This window comes from Acinetobacter sp. CY79, from assembly GCF_059515845.1.
This window is the reverse complement of the sequence record NZ_JCAKMY010000008.1, coordinates 1-17,961: the sequence shown is the minus strand read 5'-3', so window position 1 is coordinate 17,961 and position 17,961 is coordinate 1. Positions and strand designations below refer to the sequence as shown.

13 protein-coding genes are annotated in these 17,961 nt (G+C 38.3%); 5 read left to right on the top strand and 8 right to left on the bottom strand.

The window, feature by feature from the left end:
• Nucleotides 1–20 precede the first annotated feature (20 nt).
• Nucleotides 21–851, top strand: coding sequence for a pyrroline-5-carboxylate reductase (gene proC / locus AC5YCE_RS04325; RefSeq protein WP_496124822.1), 831 nt, complete (start codon nucleotides 21–23; stop codon nucleotides 849–851).
• Nucleotides 852–876: 25 nt separating this feature from the next.
• Nucleotides 877–1,425 (top strand): YggT family protein, encoded by a 549-nt coding sequence (locus AC5YCE_RS04320; RefSeq protein ID WP_496151224.1) that lies wholly within the window; start codon nucleotides 877–879, stop codon nucleotides 1,423–1,425.
• A 102-nt stretch (nucleotides 1,426–1,527) separates the two neighbouring features.
• Here AC5YCE_RS04320 and polA read toward each other — a convergent pair whose 3' ends face one another.
• Complete coding sequence (gene polA, locus AC5YCE_RS04315; protein ID WP_496171183.1) at nucleotides 1,528–4,293, bottom strand: DNA polymerase I; 2,766 nt, start codon at nucleotides 4,291–4,293, stop codon at nucleotides 1,528–1,530.
• A 161-nt stretch (nucleotides 4,294–4,454) separates the two neighbouring features.
• Between polA and AC5YCE_RS04310 the strand changes: the two genes are divergently transcribed.
• Nucleotides 4,455–7,226, top strand: a complete 2,772-nt coding sequence (locus AC5YCE_RS04310; RefSeq protein WP_496171245.1) for a DUF2339 domain-containing protein — start codon at nucleotides 4,455–4,457, stop codon at nucleotides 7,224–7,226.
• Nucleotides 7,227–7,367: 141 nt separating this feature from the next.
• Here the strand turns inward: AC5YCE_RS04310 and AC5YCE_RS04305 are convergent, their stop codons facing one another.
• Nucleotides 7,368–8,288 carry a mechanosensitive ion channel family protein gene (locus AC5YCE_RS04305; protein WP_496124819.1) on the bottom strand — a complete coding sequence of 307 codons (921 nt, stop codon included), beginning with the start codon at nucleotides 8,286–8,288 and terminating at the stop codon, nucleotides 7,368–7,370.
• A gap of 9 nt (nucleotides 8,289–8,297) precedes the next feature.
• A complete protein-coding gene (locus AC5YCE_RS04300) occupies nucleotides 8,298–9,116 on the bottom strand; it encodes a DUF432 domain-containing protein (protein ID WP_496171182.1) in 819 nt (272 codons plus the stop codon).
• A 100-nt stretch (nucleotides 9,117–9,216) separates the two neighbouring features.
• Here AC5YCE_RS04300 and gspE point away from each other — a divergent pair, with 100 nt between their 5' ends.
• Together gspE and AC5YCE_RS04290 are read left to right on the top strand one after the other, a co-directional pair.
• A complete protein-coding gene (gspE, locus tag AC5YCE_RS04295) occupies nucleotides 9,217–10,704 on the top strand; it encodes a type II secretion system ATPase GspE (protein WP_496171181.1) in 1,488 nt (495 codons plus the stop codon).
• Nucleotides 10,705–10,959: 255 nt separating this feature from the next.
• Nucleotides 10,960–13,041, top strand: a complete 2,082-nt coding sequence (locus AC5YCE_RS04290; protein ID WP_496171180.1) for a DUF262 domain-containing protein — start codon at nucleotides 10,960–10,962, stop codon at nucleotides 13,039–13,041.
• 104 nt (nucleotides 13,042–13,145) lie between these two features.
• Here the strand turns inward: AC5YCE_RS04290 and AC5YCE_RS04285 are convergent, their stop codons facing one another.
• The 5 genes from AC5YCE_RS04285 to AC5YCE_RS04265 all read right to left on the bottom strand — a co-directional run bounded on the left by AC5YCE_RS04285 (nucleotide 13,146) and on the right by AC5YCE_RS04265 (nucleotide 17,345).
• Complete coding sequence (locus AC5YCE_RS04285) at nucleotides 13,146–13,571, bottom strand: organic hydroperoxide resistance protein (protein ID WP_496171179.1); 426 nt, start codon at nucleotides 13,569–13,571, stop codon at nucleotides 13,146–13,148.
• A gap of 110 nt (nucleotides 13,572–13,681) precedes the next feature.
• Complete coding sequence (locus tag AC5YCE_RS04280) at nucleotides 13,682–14,506, bottom strand: carbon-nitrogen hydrolase family protein (RefSeq protein WP_496127242.1); 825 nt, start codon at nucleotides 14,504–14,506, stop codon at nucleotides 13,682–13,684.
• 47 nt (nucleotides 14,507–14,553) lie between these two features.
• Nucleotides 14,554–15,060: an anti-anti-sigma factor GigB gene (gene gigB, locus AC5YCE_RS04275; RefSeq protein WP_496127243.1), complete on the bottom strand. Its 507-nt coding sequence runs from the start codon at nucleotides 15,058–15,060 to the stop codon at nucleotides 14,554–14,556.
• Nucleotides 15,061–15,173: 113 nt separating this feature from the next.
• A complete protein-coding gene (gene gigA / locus AC5YCE_RS04270; protein WP_496127244.1) occupies nucleotides 15,174–16,142 on the bottom strand; it encodes an RsbU family protein phosphatase GigA in 969 nt (322 codons plus the stop codon).
• 222 nt (nucleotides 16,143–16,364) lie between these two features.
• On the bottom strand, nucleotides 16,365–17,345 hold the full coding sequence (locus tag AC5YCE_RS04265) for an MlaA family lipoprotein (RefSeq protein ID WP_496171178.1): 981 nt from the start codon (nucleotides 17,343–17,345) through the stop codon (nucleotides 16,365–16,367).
• Nucleotides 17,346–17,961: the final 616 nt, after the last annotated feature.

Genomic DNA, 17,961 nt, shown 5'->3' with positions numbered 1-17,961 from the left:
TTTTAGGTCGAGTGTGATTCATGAGTGCTGCTTTAAATTGTAATATTTGTTTCATTGGTGGTGGGAATATGGCTCAAGCCTTAATTGGCGGTCTATTGAGTCGTGGTTTACCTGCTACACGTGTGACTGTGTCTGATCCAGTTGAACATGTGCGTGAATTATTACAAGCTAAAGATATTCATGTGACTGACAATAATATCGATGCAATTCGTGATGCAGACATCGTTGTTCTTGCTGTTAAGCCTCAAGTTTTAGCAGATGTTTTGAAACCATTGAATGGTTTATTCAACGATAAATTGATCGTTTCAATCGTTGCTGGTGCTGAAATTGAAACCCTTTCTAAATTCACGGGTTCTGAAATGGTGGTTCGTGTCATGCCGAATACGCCTGCTCTGGTACAAACTGGCGCGCATGGCTTATTTGCTTATCCTGTCGTTGATGATGCTAAGCGTGAATTGGCAAGTCAGGTATTGGCTGCAACAGGTTTGACGCTTTGGGTAAAAAGTGAAGATCAAATTGATGCAGTAACAGCAGTATCAGGTTCAGGTCCAGCATACTTTTTCTATATGATGGAAAGTATGATTCGCGCAGGCAAAAATATGGGCTTGGATGAAAAAACGGCGACTGCTTTGACTTTACAAACAGCGTTGGGTGCTGCACAAATGGCCATCACCAGTTCAAATACACCTGCTGAGTTACGTAAAAATGTGACTTCGCCAAATGGTACGACGCAAGCTGCGCTTGAAGTTTTTGATCGCGCGCAAATATCACAAAATATTCAAACAGCTTTGGCTGCTGCACAAAAACGTAGTCAAGAGTTGGCTCAAGATTTAAGCGATAGTGCTAAATAACCAATTTTATTAGGAAAGTTGAAGTATGGGTGCGAGTTCTGCGCTATTTTTTGACATTATCATTAATGTTGCAATTTTATTGGTTTTCTTTCGCTTCTTAATGCAATTGGCGGGTGTAAATCCATATAATCCAGTGGTTCAATCGACCACCAAAGCGACAAAAATCGTCGATGTATTTGGTCGTATTTTACCGACTGTTGCAGGTGGACGTGTCAATCTCGCTGCATTGGTATTGGTCATTTTACTTTATTTCTTAAAAGTATTTGGTTTTAAATATCTCAATGCTCAACCGACTGGAACAACGGTTTATTTTGTTGTTTCGACCATGTTGTCGATGTTGCTCTCGTTAGTGAGTATTTTGAAATACATGCTGTTCGGTTACATCATTTGCAGTTGGATCGTGATGTTTACTCAATCTCGTTCCCCATACATTGAAGTATTACAAGAACTTGCTGAGCCGATGCTTGCGCCATTCCGTAAAATTATGCCGAATATGGGGATGATCGATCTTTCTCCAATCTTGGCATTTTTTACACTGTATATTGCTGAAATGATGTTGAAATCAATCGGATAAAATTTGATAAGCAATAAAAAAGGACTCAGTAGAGTCCTTTTTTATTGCTTGAGGGACTGAAGTCCCTCTTTGAAAAAGAGGGATTTAGGGAGATTATAATGGTTAATGTGCTTCGTCCCAGTTTTTACCTTGACCGACTTCAACCAGTAAAGGCACTGAGATTTTCACCACATTTTGCATAGCTTCAGCAATTTTCACTGCCAATTCATCTGCGATGCTTTCATCTACTTCAAACACCAATTCATCGTGTACTTGCAGTAACAGCTTTGCTTGATTTTTGGGCAGAATTTTATCAACTTCAATCATCGCGAGTTTAATGATTTCAGCCGCAGAGCCTTGAAGTGGCGCATTAATGGCTGCACGTTCAGCTGCTTTACGAATCATCATATTACGTGCATCAATATCGGGTGTATATAAACGGCGTCCAGTGATGGTTTCCACATAACCTTGTTCTAAAGCGACTTGGCGAGTACGTTGCATGTACTCATAGATACCAGGGTAGCGATGGAAATACTGCTTAATGTAATTTTGTGATTCTTCACGAGTAAAACCGAGTTGACGAATCAAGCCAAATTCAGACATACCGTAGAGCAATCCAAAGTTAACCGCTTTGGCTTGACGACGTTGATCATGGGTCACATCTTCCAGTGCAACATTCAATACTTCCGCAGCAGTGCGACGATGTACATCTTGTCCGTTATTGAAAGCATCTACCAAAGCATCATCTTGAGAGAAATGTGCCATTAAACGTAGCTCGATTTGCGAATAATCGGCTGCTAGTAATACGCGACCTTCAGGTGCGACAAAGGCTTTACGAATTTGACGACCAATTTCTTCACGTATAGGAATGTTTTGTAGATTTGGATCGGTAGATGAGAGGCGACCCGTTGCTGTCAAAGCTTGATGGTAGCTGGTATGAACGCGTTTGGTTCCATCATTGGCCTGTTTTAACAAACCATCTGTGTAAGTACTTTTAAGTTTGGTCAGCCCACGATATTCCAAAATCAGTTCTGCAATCGGGTGATCAATTTTTTCTAAAATACTTTCACTGGTGCTGTACTGACCTGTAGCTGTTTTTTTGCCCCCTTTTAACCCTAATTTATCAAATAGAATTTCACCGACTTGTTTGGGTGAGCTGACATTAAACGGTTGACCCGCTATCTCAATAATTTGGTTTTCTAAGTTTTGAATGGTATCTGCAAACTCACAACCCAATTGATCTAGGAACTGTAAATCAAGCTCAATGCCATTTTCCTCCATAGAGGTCAGTACCGATGCTGTTGGGACTTCGATCTTATGTAAAATGTCACTTAATGGTGGCGTTTCTTTGAGCTTACGATCCAGCACTTCATAGAGGCGATAGGTCACATGCGCATCTTCAGCGGCGTAGTGTGCAGCAGTTTCAATCTCGATCTGATTAAAGGTTTTTTGTTTTGCACCTTTACCTGCAACCTGCTCGTAAGTTGTAGTCAAATGACTCAAGTAAACACGTGCCACATCATCCATGCCATGACGCGTCGCAACCGCATTCAGGACATAAGACGCCAACATGGTATCGAAATACCAACCCTGCAAATGAATGCCGTGATTTTCTAAAATATGAGCATCGTACTTTAAATGATGTCCAATTTTTTCAACTTGAGGATTTTCTAAAATCGGTTTGATCTGCGCGATAATCGAATCGCGATTGAGCTGTTCAGGCGCACCTTCGTAATCGTGTGCGAGTGGTACGTAATAAGCATCATTGCCATCAAATGCAACCGAAAATCCGACCATTTCAGCAATCCGATAATCTAGACTGGTGGTCTCAGTATCAAATGCAAAACGTGTTGCTGTGCTTAAGCGTTTGAAGAATGTTTCCCAGTCGGATTGGCTCAGTACCGTGTGGTAAGTCGCTTTTCCTAATTGATCATCTACACTGCTTAAGGTGGCTTGATCTTCTGGTGCTGTTATAGGTACTGCAGGGACAGACTTTTCAATACTTTTAGAAGTTTGCTTGTAGGTCGAATTATTTGGATTATTGGGGTGGTCTAAAGACTGAAGTTGATTACGGAACTCCAATTCAGTATATAAACGGCGTAATTCCTCTACATTTGGATCAGCCAGTTTTAAATCTTCATACGTTAGATTTAAATCTAGGTCACACACAATACTTGCCAATTGATGATCGAGGGTAATGCCTTCAACACTGTCTTTAATGTTTTGACCGACTTTACCTTTGATCTTGTCGACATTTTCTAGAATACCGCCAATTGAACCATATTCGTTTAGCAGTTTAGCGGCAGTTTTTGCACCGACACCTGGGACTCCCATAATGCCATCAGAAGCATCACCCATCAGGGTAAGATAGTCGATAATCTGGTGTGGCCAGACGCCGAATTTTTCAAAGACGCCATTCACATCCATCGGTTTATCTTTAAAGCTGTCTTCTAAAGTTACTTTGTCAGTCACTAACTGTGCCATGTCTTTATCTCCTGTCGAGATCAAGACTTGATAACCTTCTTTTTCCGCACGTTTTGCCAATGTACCAATAATATCATCGGCTTCAGCACCGGGCAGAACATGCAAAGGAATACCCAAAGCACGAATTAAATTGTGCAAGTAAGGAATTTGCTGAGAGAGTTCATCTGGCATGCTTGGACGATCACCTTTATAAATCGGTGAAAGCTCATGACGAAAAGTAGGCTCTGGCGTATCAAAAATAACCGCCATGTGAGTTGGTTGGACACGACGCATCAGTTTTTGGATCGCAGAAATTGCACCACGAATCGCGTTGGTCTGTAACCCTGTTGAAGTGGTTAGCGGTGGTAATGCATGGTATGCACGAAATAAAAAATATGACCCATCGACCAAGACAAATGGTGGCATCGAAACGTTCCTAATCCAAATAACTAGGGTATTGTACGTGATTTTAGCTCCCAAAGTTGTATCAAGATGAATCATGGACTTACCGAATATCTGATGAATTGAAGCATATAAAGAAATAAGCTGTTGTATGATCGCGGTTCATGGAAAGAGAAACAAATAATATGTTTAAAGCGCAAAGCGAAGTCAGAATGATTTGGTTGATGGTCCTGATCATTTGTGCCGTCGGAGCATGGTTTTTAGCCGTACCGACTTTAACGTATATCTGTTTAATTGCTTTCGTGATGAGTGTGATTCAGTACGTGGATGCCATTCAGAAACCCATAGAGGTGATCGCACAACAACATGATGATCAAGTCGCTTATACCTCCAAAGTGCCCTTATACATTTCATCCCTTATTGCTTTGGTGGGTGGATTTATTCATTTAAGTTGGATGGTCGCCCTTGGCGCGACACTGTGGATTTTTTTCTTTTTAAGATGGTTAAGGCGTTTAGAAACCAATTTAGAAGTCATTCATTATCGTCAGTCAATGGCTGTCCAACAGCAACAAAGTAAAGCCCAAGAACCAACTTCTAATATCCCTTTAGATGCACACCAATTGCCTTATCCAGCATCGAATCTTAACAACTCTTTAACCAAGCATGAGCAACTCAGTTTCACTGAACAAATGAGTCAGTGGATTTTTAAAGGTAATCCAGTCTTAAAAGTTGCAATATTGGTACTGGTGATTGGTGTCATTCTTTTACTTCGGTTTGCAACTGAACATTGGCAACTGAGCTTGGCATTGAAGCTAGGAATCGTCGGCCTGATGAGTGCTACGGTCACCGCAATTGGGTATGTGTTACACAATAAGAATCGTAGTTTCTCGTTGGCATTAGAAGGGTTGGGGCAAGCTGGATTATTTCTGACCTTATTTTTTGCGTATTATAATCAAGTGATCAGTACTTTAACTGTCGCTGCACTGTGTTATGCCATCATCATGATGCTGACTTTGTATCTCAGTTTAAAACAACAAAGTATTGAGTTGGCGTTGATGGCAATGTTGATTGCTTATTTAGCACCGTTTACTTTGCCTGTTCGCGATGCAACTGCGGTTGAATTTGTTGCCTACTATGTGGTGATCAATATAGCGGTTGCTATTTTAACGACGCTTAGACCATGGAAAATACTTAATCAGATTGCCTTTTTAGCGACGGTATTTGTTGCAGGTGGCTATGCATTTTTAAATGGGAGTGATCATGACCGATCCATGATGACCATTTTAGTGCTTATACACACTACGATTTTTGTGTGGTTAGGTTTTCGATTTAGTCAGTTGATTGCTCAGACGGATTTAGATCAATTTAAATTAAAACCCGTGCTCGATGTTGCCTTAATTTTTAGTGCACCGATTGTCGGTTTTGGCTTTATTTATCTAATCTACTTTCAGGAAAGTTATACGCAAGCAGGGATGAGTTTAGGCTTTGCTACAAGTTATGGATTCCTTTATCTATTGGCAAAGCGCAGTCATGTCGTCAGTATGATTGCACAAAGTTATTTTAGTTTGATGCTGATTTTCTTGGCATTGATTCCTCCGATTTTATTAAAACAAGACTGGAGTGTCATTGGTTGGTCTATTGAAGGCTTACTCATTTTTATCTTCGCTTTATATCGTAATTCCTCGATTAGCCGTTATCTTGCAATGGGTTTGCTGATGGTTGCGGGGTTGACCAGTTTGTATTATTGGGTGGAATTGCCTGAATTTCCGCGACTGATGTTTGGGGTTCTAACGCTTTGTTATTTTGCAGTTCTGTACATTGCCAATGTCAAAGCGAGTTTTCAAAGCCAACTTTCAATGGCGACCACAGCATTCTTTAGTCTGATCAGTATTGTTGCCACAACAATGCTGCTCATCTTATGTATGGATTATCTCAATAGTTCGAATCAATGGGTGATGAGCCTGCTCATTGGAACAACGATTTTCATGCTGATCAATGAAGGTCTATTCAATGCGAAAGCCGCATGGTCTTGGCGACTACCGAAATGCTTCGGTCTGATGGTGTTGTTTATCTTCGCATTTGGCATTCTGATTCGTTATAGCCAAGAGGGTGTGGTGCTTTGGACAACGACATTCAATCAATTAGGCTTCGCATTGGCAGGTTTAATGATGGCTTGGCTATGGTTAAGACCCCTGCTGGGGCTAGGATCGATGTTGGGGTTAAAGGCTGAACAAGAGTGGGTCAGTCTAGGGGGATTGTCATCTTTCGCTTTGGCAAGTTTGACGATCGTTCCAAGCATGCCCTTTATCAGTGTCGTGATTCTGCCATTGGTATTTTGTATTTGGTGCTATTTCAAAAAGACGGATTCAGACTGGCAAATATTTTGGCAAACGCGCAGTAGTTTATTGCTGATGATGATTTGGATTATTGGTTCACAACTTTTCTCACAGCAGGCATTTCAAGGCTATTTATTCGTCGTAATCAATCCTTTTGATGTGGTGAGTTTGGCTATGCTTGCTGGATTCTTGTGGATGCTATCCCTTCAGCTTAAATCAGGTCTTGATCAAGGCATTGTCGCGATATTGATGGTTTTAAGTGTGTTGTGGCTGAGTAGTTATATTCTGTTAAGAGCATTGCATGTCTATTTCGATACGCCTTATAACGATTTAACCATTTGGGGCAATGCACTGATACAACTGAGTTTGACCTTGCTTTGGGTCAGTCTCGCATTTATCACCATGAGCCTAGCCAGTCGAAAAAAAATCCGTTCCGTGTGGATTTTAGGTGGAAGTATTTTATTTATTGTGACCTTGAAGTTGGTGCTGTTTGATTTGTCACATATCGGAACACTAACACGAGTCATATCATTCTTAGGGGCAGGCTTGGTGATGTTGATGATTGCTTATATCGCACCGATTCCAGAAAGTGAGCAAGTCATCAAACATGAAGCGAATTAGTTTAATGTGATGATGTCATAAAGACAAAGAATGAGAGCATCCAAAGCATTTGGATTAAGAGTTGATAAGAACTTAAAGTATTTAATTGAGTACATCCAGTTCCTTAATCACGAAGAGACTGGATGTACTTTTTATTGGGCTTTATTTTAATTTCGGCTCACGGTCAATTTCTTTTTGATTGGCATATTGATCAATTTCCTCGTCTTGCAACAGTTGCTGAGATGGACGATCCACAAAGCCCATTTTAGGTACAGGAATCTCGATTTGGTTTTCCACAAAACCATTTCGAATACGTTCTTGCATTTCATCACGAACTTTTAAAAAGTTCTCTTGTTGACACCAAATTGCGAATAACAATTCGATAGAGGATTCACGAAAAGCAGTTACTGTTACTGCGGGTTTCGGATCGGCAAGAACCAATGGATAAGATGCCGCAACTTTGAGTAGAACTTCACGTACTTTAATAATGTCTTCATGAAAGTTGATTGCAAGCGTAATCGGAATTCGCCGTATAGGAAACTTCGATAAGTTGTGTACAGGGGCTCGAATCAGCTGTTCATTCGGCAATCGAACATAGACATTGTCCTGCGTTAAAAGCTTCACAGACAATAAATCAATCGAAATTACTTCACCTTCAATGGTATGTCCACGAATCAAAGTAATTTGAATGGTATCGCCAATCTCAAATGAGCCTTCACCGATGAGGAACAAACCGCTGATTAAGTTGGTTGCAGACGTTTGCGAGGCAAAACCTAAGGCAACCGTTAAAATACCCGCAGCACCGAGAAAGACGCTGAGTTTAAATCCGGCTTCTTTTAAGCTTGCCATCACGAAGATGAGAAAAATAAAGTAGAAAATACCCCGACGCCAGACTAAGCGTTGATGAGCATTAAACTTTGCACCGATGGTACGGATGAAAGTGTTTGATACCACGCGAGCAAACAAAAAGCCAATAAAACACAGGACGATCGCAATGATAATTTCAGTCAGGCGATCGGTATTGATATTGGTAAATATACTTTTGAGGCTGTCTGCAATGGTTTTAGTAAGACTATCTGCCATGTTGCCTCCTTAGAAGAATGAATCAAACATATTAAATAAAACACCACCCGGTGCTCGCGCTTGATTGATATAAGTCACTTCTCCAGCCAAAGGAGGCGTTTTATTTTCAATTCGAATACGCGCTGGACGGTCCATTCCTTCATGGATAACCTTAATTTGTGATGTCCATAGTCGAGTAGTACTTTCACTAAAAAATAGTGGAAGGGCAGGCACTGGAACATTCATACGGTCGAAACGAAGCTGATGGTTACTGACATTATGGAAATCAATCGGCGTCACCGCACGAAAAGCACGAGGGCGAAGTTGTTTCAACTCGGTACGTCCATCGACAGAGGTGGCATAACACATGTCACCACTACGATGATCTGGACCAAACCAAGTATCTTTGGGTTGAATGACAGGAATATCAAATAAAGGATTTTTTTGACCTTGTGCAAAACCTGAAATCCATAGTGGTGTACTGATATAGAGTGTACCGCGTTGTCCAGCAGGAATATAAATCGGATCTACAGGGCGAATCACCACTGAGCGATCAGCTAGTCTGGGAATCAGTTGAAAACTTGGACTGGTTTCTCGAAACATATAGCGTTCGACATGAACTGGCTGTGGAAATGCAAAATTCACATCTTCTATACGGTGCCAAGTTTGTTCATAGTCGTATTGAACTTGAGGACGATAATATTCCAAGCGCCATTCTTGTAAACTGCGCGTCACTCTCACCAACAAAGAACCGAATTTCCATGCCTTGGATTGATTCAGTTCAAATTGTTGTTCGCCCCACCACTTAAAATCTGTAACTTCAGATTCGAATTGATCATTTTGAAACAAAGTCACTCATCCTTTATTTAAATTCTTTCAAAAAACTGGTTCACGCTAAGATGTGCTTAGAGTACACTCAAATTAACCTAAATCATCATCATAAGTTGTAATGCAAGTACTTAAACAACTACAAATTCCGTATAGTTTTGCAAAAAAGCATGGCGTTTTGTTACGTTATGAGGGTGATCAAGTTTTTATTGTTCGCCGTCAAGATACGACTTTAACTGCGATTCAAGAGGCACGACGTTTCGTAGGTCGAGTTGCCCATCATCAGCTTAATTCTGACCAAGATTTTAATCAATTGTTGACTTCAAGTTATGCAGGTGAGACAGGCGAGTCACAGCAAGTGGCTGCGGGACTTGAAGATCATCCTGATTTGCTCAGTCTTGCCGATCAAGTGCCTGAAACTGAAGATCTCATGGATCAAGAGGACGATGCACCCATCGTTCGTTTGATTAATGCATTACTGTCGGAAGCGATTCGTGTTGGAGCTTCTGATATTCATATTGAAGCATTCGAAAAGAAACTTTCAGTGCGGTTACGTGTAGATGGTCAACTGCGTGAAATTGTGCAACCTCGTCGTGAGCTTGCGCCCCTCCTTGTGTCACGTATTAAAGTCATGGCAAAACTGGATATTGCGGAGAAGCGTGTACCTCAAGATGGCCGTATTTCTTTAAGACTTGCAGGTCGTGAAGTCGATGTGCGTGTATCGACATTGCCTTCTTCACATGGTGAACGTGTGGTGATGCGTTTACTGGATAAACAAGCGGGGCGTTTAAATATGACCCATTTGGGTCTAATGAAAGATGACTATGAACGTCTGACCCATTTGGTGCATCGACCGCATGGCATTATTTTGGTGACGGGACCTACGGGCTCAGGTAAAACCACCACGCTTTATGCTGCTTTGTCTGACTTAAATGATGGCTCTAAAAATATTCTGACTGCTGAAGATCCGATTGAGTATCAATTGGAAGGTATTGGGCAGACGCAGGTTAATAATAAAGTGGATATGACTTTTGCACGTGCTTTAAAAGCCATGCTTCGTCAGGATCCTGATGTAGTGATGGTGGGGGAAATCCGTGATTTGGAGACGGCTGAAATTGCAGTCCAAGCATCACTCACAGGTCACTTGGTTCTTTCTACACTGCATACCAATACTGCGATTGGTGCTGTGACTCGTCTAAAAGATATGGGGATTGAGCCATTCTTGTTGGCAAGCTCCTTGATCGGAGTCATTGCACAGCGCTTGGTTCGAACGCTATGCCCACATTGCCATACATGGCATGAAGCAGATGCCTTTGAAAAAGAGCTATTTAAAAATTTAGAGTTAACTGAAGAATTGAAGCTTCCAAGTCCAAAAGGCTGTGAGCATTGTTCTCATACAGGTTTTAGTGGTCGTACTGCGATTTATGAAATTGTGCCTGTAGACGATCAAATGCGCCGTTTGATTCATGGCAATGCGGCTGAGTATGAGTTGGAAACCTATGCTCGAAATCAAAGTACATCGATTCGTGATGATGGTTTGAGAAAGGTACTGGCAGGTAAGAGTACACTTGAGGAAGTTTTAAGAGTGACAAATGAAGCAGCGGAGTGATTAAGAGTAGTTGAGTAATGTTCAATGAAATGCCTGAATCATGACGAATGGCATTTTAAGATTAAAATTAAGCTATTTAAGTAATTAGAAACTATTTAGCAAGAATTGTATTATGCGAATGTTAGATGAGTTACATAGTAGTGATTTTTAATTCGCTACCTTTATTAATTGATATGATTTTATAAATATTGAATAAGTCTTTAAGCTTATTTAAAAAAATAAAATATTTATTGTTTAAATCTATAAGAGTGTTTTATGAAAGCAAGTGAAACAAAAGTTGAAGATTTTTTAGCATCGAATAAGACACAGTTTTTAATTCCTGTATATCAACGAAACTATGAATGGAATACTATTCAATGCAATCAACTTCTAGATGATATATTAGAAGTCGGAAGTGATGAAAAGCTTAGTGCACATTTTATTGGAAGTATCGTATATGTGCATGATGATGTTTATACATCTTCAAAAATAAAAGAATTAAATATTATTGATGGACAACAACGTTTAACAACTTTAACCTTAATATATTTAGCTATTTTTGATCTAGCAATTAGCATGAATAATGAAGAATTAAAAAGTGAGATACACGAAACTTATTTAATAAATAAATTTGCATCTGAAAACGAAAAAGTAAAACTTAAAACTACTGAGAATAATTTAAATGCTTTAAAATTTTTATTAAGAGCTGATAAAAATGAAGAATATAGGGGGTTTTCAAAAATAATTGATAATTTTAATTTTTTTAGAAAACGAATTCACTCAGATAACCTAAAATTTGTAAGAGATGGTCTATCTAAATTAATGTTCGTAGAGGTTTCATTGGATAGAGAAAAAGATGATCCTCAAAGAATATTCGAAAGTTTGAACTCGACTGGCTTAGAACTTACTCAAGCTGATTTAATTAGAAATTATATATTAATGGGCTTAAATCATGATGACCAAAAAAATATCTATGAAAACTATTGGGAAATTATTGAAAATTTAGCAAAGAATGAAACAACCAATCAAAGTTTAGTCTCTGATTTTATTCGAGACTTTCTGACACTAGAAACAAGTACTATTCCCAATAAAGGAAAAGTTTATATAGAGTTTAAAAAAAATTATCCAACTAACAACTTTGAAAGTACTAAATCCACACTATTAAAATTAAAAAAATTAGTAAAACATTATAATAAGCTAATAAATCCAGAAAATGAAAGTGATTTTGAAATAAGAAATCAGCTTGAATATATTCAAAAATTAGAAATAAATGTTGCATATCCTTTTTTATTAAAAGTTTATGATGATTACTTTAAAAATATAATAACAAAAGATACGTTGATTGAGGTTTTAGAGTTGGTTCAGTCTTATACATGGCGAAGATTTATTTTAGGATTGCAAACTAATTCTTTAAATAAAACATTCATGAATTTATATAAGTCTGTAGATACTAATAATTATCTGTATTCTATACAAGAAGCTCTAATTAAAAAAGTTGGTGCTCAAAGATTTCCTAAAGATTCTGAGTTGTTAGATGCTTTAAAGATCAAAGATGTGTACAATATACAATCAAAAAATAGAACTTATTTTTTAAATAGGCTTGAAAATTTTAATAACAATGAAAAAGTTAATATAGATGAAAATTCGAATATTACTATTGAGCACATATTCCCTCAAAATCCTGATATAAAATGGAAAACTGACATAGGCTCAGAAGACTACAATTTTATTGAAAACAATTATTTACATACGATATCAAATTTAACATTGTCTGGAAATAATGGGTCATTATCAAATAAAACCTTTATTGAAAAACGTGACCTAAAGGATAAAGGTTATAAAGCAAGTCGTTTATGGTTGAATAAACAGATAGCTTCTTTCGAAAAATGGGGGAAAAGTGAAATTGAGAATCGATTTAACACTATAGCTGAGAGATTTTTAAGAATATGGGCGTTCCCTAAAATTGAATTGGATAATTCAATCAATGATGATGAAATAAATATCTTTGATATCGATGATGCTAAATATAAGAAACTTGAATATGCAGTATTTTTAGGAAGGAAATTTCAAGTAAGGCATATGTCAAAATTATATGCTGAAATAATGAGTCAATTATTTGAATTAGAACCAAATACATTTTTTAATTCGAATTTAGGAAACAAAATTAATCTAGTTCCTATCGAAAGGGAAAATTATTTGAGAGCTCCTGCAAAAATTAATGATAATTATTGCATAGAAACAAATATTAATAATAATGAAAAACTCAACAGAATTAAGCATGCCTTAGAGTTACTAAAATTAGAGGACGAATTGTTTATAAAATACTCTTCTAGTGCTGAAGAGAATAATGAGGATTAAATTTCACATATAAGCTTCTATATGAAGTTAAATCTATTATTCATAGAAAAGCTGATCTGCAAGATCAGCTTTTCCTTTTTATGTTGAGCTTTAATTTTTAAAAATCAAACAATTACATTTAACGTCACATCAATATTGCCACGCGTTGCATTAGAGTAAGGGCAAACGATATGTGCAGCATCCACCAACTTTTGCGCTTCGCTTTGCTCTAAACCTTCCAAATGAATATTTAAAGTTGCCGCAATCCCAAAACCTGTTGGAATCGGACCGATACTTACTTCACCTTGAATATAGGCATCAGGTATAATTTTAAGCTTGTCACGGTTTGCAACAAATTTCATAGCACCTAAGAAACAAGCTGAATAACCCGCAGCAAACAATTGCTCAGGATTAGTTCCACCACCCGGACCACCCATTTCTTTAGGTGCAGCGAGTTTGACATCCAAAATTCCATCTAATGAAGTCGCACTTCCATCACGACCGCCAGTTGCTTTCGCTTTTGCAGTGTAGACAATTTTTTCTAAAGACATGAACTTATCCTAATTCATTATATTGAACTAAGATCGTGGCTGAATTTGATTGAAAAATAAGCAGTAGAATTGTAAAGATGTAGAGCGAGTTAAATTAAAAATGAACCGAATCAATATTGGATTAATTTTCTATGCTGCATTAAAGGCATAGATTCGCGAATTTTAGATTGTTCTTCTAAGTTAAACGGAACAGTAATGAGCTGAGCACCTTCTTGATACACCATATCTAAAAGTTGACCGCGACTATTCGTCGCCGAAGTATGACCCCATGTTTGACGTTTCTCACCATGCCAACCTTGTTGTGCAGCACCGAGAACTTGACATTGACTGTCCATGGCACGTGCTTGAAGCAATAACTGCCAATGCATTTCACCAGTGGTATAAGTAAAAGCAGCAGGAGCAGTTAAGATATTTGCACCACGATTTCTTAAAGTCAGTGAAAGTTCTGGAAAACGCAGGTCATAACACACCATTAAGCCAATATTGCCAAAAGGAGTCATTGCTAAGACAACTTCATCGCCAGGCTCAAAAAACTGAGACTCTTGATAGCCACCGACCGCATCACCGACTTGAACGTCAAACAAGTGGATCTTGTCATAACGTGCTTCGGTTCTTTCAGGGCTAATACATAAGCTGACTGTACGAACACGACCATCTTGAATCACCGTACCATTTGGGCGATAAGGGCAAGGGAGAGTGCCTGCAACGATCCAAAGTTGATATTGATGTGCCAGATTTTGTAAACGCGTTTGAAACTCATCAAAACGGTCAGCTGTTTCACGTTGTTTTCCAGCAGCAAAACACACGAAGTTTTCTGGAAAAACGATCAGGCTCGCGCCTTGAGCTTTACTTTCAATCATCAATGACTCAATCACACTGAAGTTTACTTCAATGTCATTTTGAGAATTCATTTGAACAACGGAAAGTAAAGTCATGACTCATCCCATACGTGGACTAGATTTTATAGTCTAGCTTTTATCATTTAGATGCTGTGATCAATCGTGTCTTGCTGTTTTTCGAGCTGTTTAACCAAAGGTTCAAACATATTTTGATTGCTTTCATTTAATTTCATCAATGTACGATGCGCATCTAATACTGTAGAAAGCATGGTGTTATGTGAAATATGTTCATCCAAGAGTGCACGTGTGCAAACATTGGGATCACCACAATAATTCAAAATTACAAAAACTTGACCTAGACCCATACTATTGGCAAGCGTGGTGATATCTGGGTTTGTAGACAGCATCACTGCTTGGATATGATGAATTTGTTTCAGTTTCAGACCAAGCTTTGCCAATATGCCTAAAACAGTACTATCTATAAATGTGGTTTGGGTTAAATCAACAATCGCGCCAGTGACGTTACTTTGCTGTTCAATCCGAGACAAAAGTTTGTCTAGACTAATACAAGATTGGGCTCGCACTTCACCAATAATTTTGAAAATATGCGTTCCATTCAAGCTTGCATATTCAACATGACCTGTTGACATATAAATGCCATTTGCAGAGAAGGATTGGAAAATTATCACATAGCGCAACCCTATTCTCAAGTAGTCTAGGGTCGTAGAAGTGAGTAAAAAACTCTAGGGTATTGATTATAAACTTAATTCAATCTTTTTAGACTTAAAATCGCAATATCATCAGCAACATGTTCTGGTGCTTCAAATGAATGATTTTGCAAGTGATAGACCAATTGAGCAAATTGTTCATTGAGCCCACCGTCAAAAGGTTCAAGTGCACCATCCGAACAAATGATAAAACGAGCATGACGATTCAAGGTACATTCTTGTTCTTCGATGTCGAGGTCTTCAGTCAGTCCTAATGGAAAACTACTGGTATTTAAGATACGAGGGGGTTGATTCGGCTCAAAAATAATAGCAGGAGGGTAATGACCCGCACTAGACCATTTCAATTGATGTGTTTCTAGATTCAAAACACCTGCAATCATCGTGATATGCTTTTCAATATTTTCTTGAACGAGCATTCCATTCAATTTTTTAAGTAATTCACGTGGAGTTTTAGAGCGACCATGAAAGGCAGCCATCCAAGATGTTAAAAGCGAACTGGTGACACCATGTCCTGAGACATCAGCGAGATAGAAAATGATTTCTTTATCGCTAATCTTCCAATAGTCATACCAATCACCTGATAAATAGGCAGAAGGTTGAAACAAAGTCTCAAACTCATAATTTTGCAGTTCAATTGGATTAGGGAGAAGTTTCTTTTGTAGTTCAGCTGCGGATGGTAGATCGCGACTATCTTGATTACGTTTATATTGTGCATCAATTTTAAGTAATGACTCTTCAAGTTGGCTTGGAAGCTTTGTCCAAATCCAACCGGCTAATGCACCCAATTCCCAAGCTTGAGACAGTTCACTACCTTGATCTTCATGACCAATGACAATGGTAGGAATCGACCATTTATAGTGAAGAAAATCATTCACGTCTGCAATAGCAATGATCGTAGGATCATAGAGATGAATATCTTCTATATGAATCATTTGCAAACTCGGAAGAGTATCTAGAACGAATTCTAAATTTGGAATTGTGCGAGTGGGCTGAATGAAATACATGGAGTTGAAGATTGATCCTAATGATGATGCTTTTCACTATCTTAGACCAAGTAAAAAGCATATCCAAGCATTAAGCTAAACAGAAAACTCATGCTTGTCAGTGATGGACACTTAAATGGGGTGAGAAATGACTAATAAATTCTATGGATTTATCTTTCAATGCCTAGAACCCTAAAGTAATAGGCATAATCATTTCGCTAAATACTTTTATTTTATAAAACCTTACTCTTTTGCATTGCCATCATTGGATAGGCTATCCTCAATGAATAAACCATCACTTGATTCAATACCTTTCTTCTCTGCGATTTGAAAGTTTTTACGTTGAAGGTAAATGTCACGTAAAGCTGCGTATTTGTCACCTTGTAAGACTTGTTCAACGTCTAAAAGTTGTGAACGAGCATCAATACCACGCATCGCTTGTTCACCATAATAAAGACGGTCATTATTCTCTAAAATGTATTTTTGAGGTCTGGCTTGACTATCTACAATACGCCCTAAGCTGTCGCGGAATGTACTTGGACCCATGACTGGTAGCATTAAATAAGGGCCAGAAGGCACACCATAATAACCCAGTGTTGTTCCTAAATCCTCTTCCTCAGTACTCATGCCTAAACGAGTCGCTGGATCTGCAAAACCTAAAGTTGTGACTGTATTTAAAGTGAAGCGACCTAAGGTTTTTGCTGCACGAGTAAAACGCCCTTGTGCAAGTTGGTTCACAGCATTCCACGGTTCGCCCAAGTTTTTACGGAAAGATCGATATGAGCCACGGACTTCAGTTGGAACTTTTTTGGTGTATTGAACAGCCAATGGACGAGCTATATTTCGATCGAGTACATCGTTGAATTCATAGATTTGACGATTTAAAGGCTGAAGCGGATCTTTTACTTCTTCGGCTTGAGCCGCATTGGCATCGACTTTAAGTTGGTCTATTTTAATTGACTTTAATTCTTTTAAAGCTTCAAGCCGAGGATGGCGAGTAACTGCATCCTGTACATTATTCTTAGTTTCTGCATTCTTAGTTTCTGCATTTTGGGAATCTATACTATCTGAGTCCAATGCATCACTCGTTCGGCTCGCTTCTGTATCTGTAGACAACGCCTGATTTGCAGATTCTTGATTAGCATTTAAAGCATCTTGAGCATAAGTTGTTGTACTTAATCCAAGCGCCAGCATACTTACCCATAAAATATTCTTATGATGCATAACAAACCCAAATATAATAATGAAAGGAAAAAGTACTCTATATATGACTGTAAAAAGCACTCATGTTCTATATTAACAGCTTATTAAAATGAGATGTTAATGCTAATTTGATCGAAAACTATCTCATATTTGTGCAAATAATGTGAAATTAAATAACTTTTGCATGAAAAAGATACAGTCAGGCAAAATATTTAAAAATAGGGGTTGTGCCTGATCTGAAATGCTGTAGAATGCACATCCATCGGCGGTGATGAAGATTAAAACTTCTGATAAAACAGTAACTTAGTTAAAATGATTAAGTTGGGTTTTAGAAAGAAAGTTTAAAATAATTTGAAATTGCAGTTGACTATTTATCGAAAGAGAGTAGTATAGCCGACCTAGCTTGCTGGTGACGAACCAACGAGAAGATCATTAAGAGATTATGAAGAACAACTTGTGTGGATTTTTACTGATTGATTAATCGAAATTATTTTCATTGATTGATGGTAAAAATGACTCGAAGTTTATTTGAGAAATATTTGTCAGAAGATTGATGAGCCAAGATTGGTGCCCTATAGGCACTAAGCAATATTAAACTGAAGAGTTTGATCATGGCTCAGATTGAACGCTGGCGGCA

Bases quoted from the DNA above. Each gene is read 5' to 3' on its own strand.
- gigA (WP_496127244.1), bottom strand. From the start codon at position 16,142: ATGTATTTCATTCAGCCCACTCGCACAATTCCAAATTTAGAATTCGTT.
- gigB (WP_496127243.1), bottom strand. From the start codon at position 15,060: ATGTCAACAGGTCATGTTGAATATGCAAGCTTGAATGGAACGCATATT.
- AC5YCE_RS04265 (WP_496171178.1), bottom strand. From the start codon at position 17,345: ATGCATCATAAGAATATTTTATGGGTAAGTATGCTGGCGCTTGGATTA.
- polA (WP_496171183.1), bottom strand. From the start codon at position 4,293: ATGCCACCATTTGTCTTGGTCGATGGGTCATATTTTTTATTTCGTGCA.
- AC5YCE_RS04285 (WP_496171179.1), bottom strand. From the start codon at position 13,571: ATGTCTTTAGAAAAAATTGTCTACACTGCAAAAGCGAAAGCAACTGGC.
- gspE (WP_496171181.1), top strand. From the start codon at position 9,217: ATGCAAGTACTTAAACAACTACAAATTCCGTATAGTTTTGCAAAAAAG.
- AC5YCE_RS04280 (WP_496127242.1), bottom strand. From the start codon at position 14,506: ATGACTTTACTTTCCGTTGTTCAAATGAATTCTCAAAATGACATTGAA.
- AC5YCE_RS04310 (WP_496171245.1), top strand. From the start codon at position 4,455: ATGTTTAAAGCGCAAAGCGAAGTCAGAATGATTTGGTTGATGGTCCTG.
- AC5YCE_RS04305 (WP_496124819.1), bottom strand. From the start codon at position 8,288: ATGGCAGATAGTCTTACTAAAACCATTGCAGACAGCCTCAAAAGTATA.
- AC5YCE_RS04320 (WP_496151224.1), top strand. From the start codon at position 877: ATGGGTGCGAGTTCTGCGCTATTTTTTGACATTATCATTAATGTTGCA.
- AC5YCE_RS04290 (WP_496171180.1), top strand. From the start codon at position 10,960: ATGAAAGCAAGTGAAACAAAAGTTGAAGATTTTTTAGCATCGAATAAG.
- proC (WP_496124822.1), top strand. From the start codon at position 21: ATGAGTGCTGCTTTAAATTGTAATATTTGTTTCATTGGTGGTGGGAAT.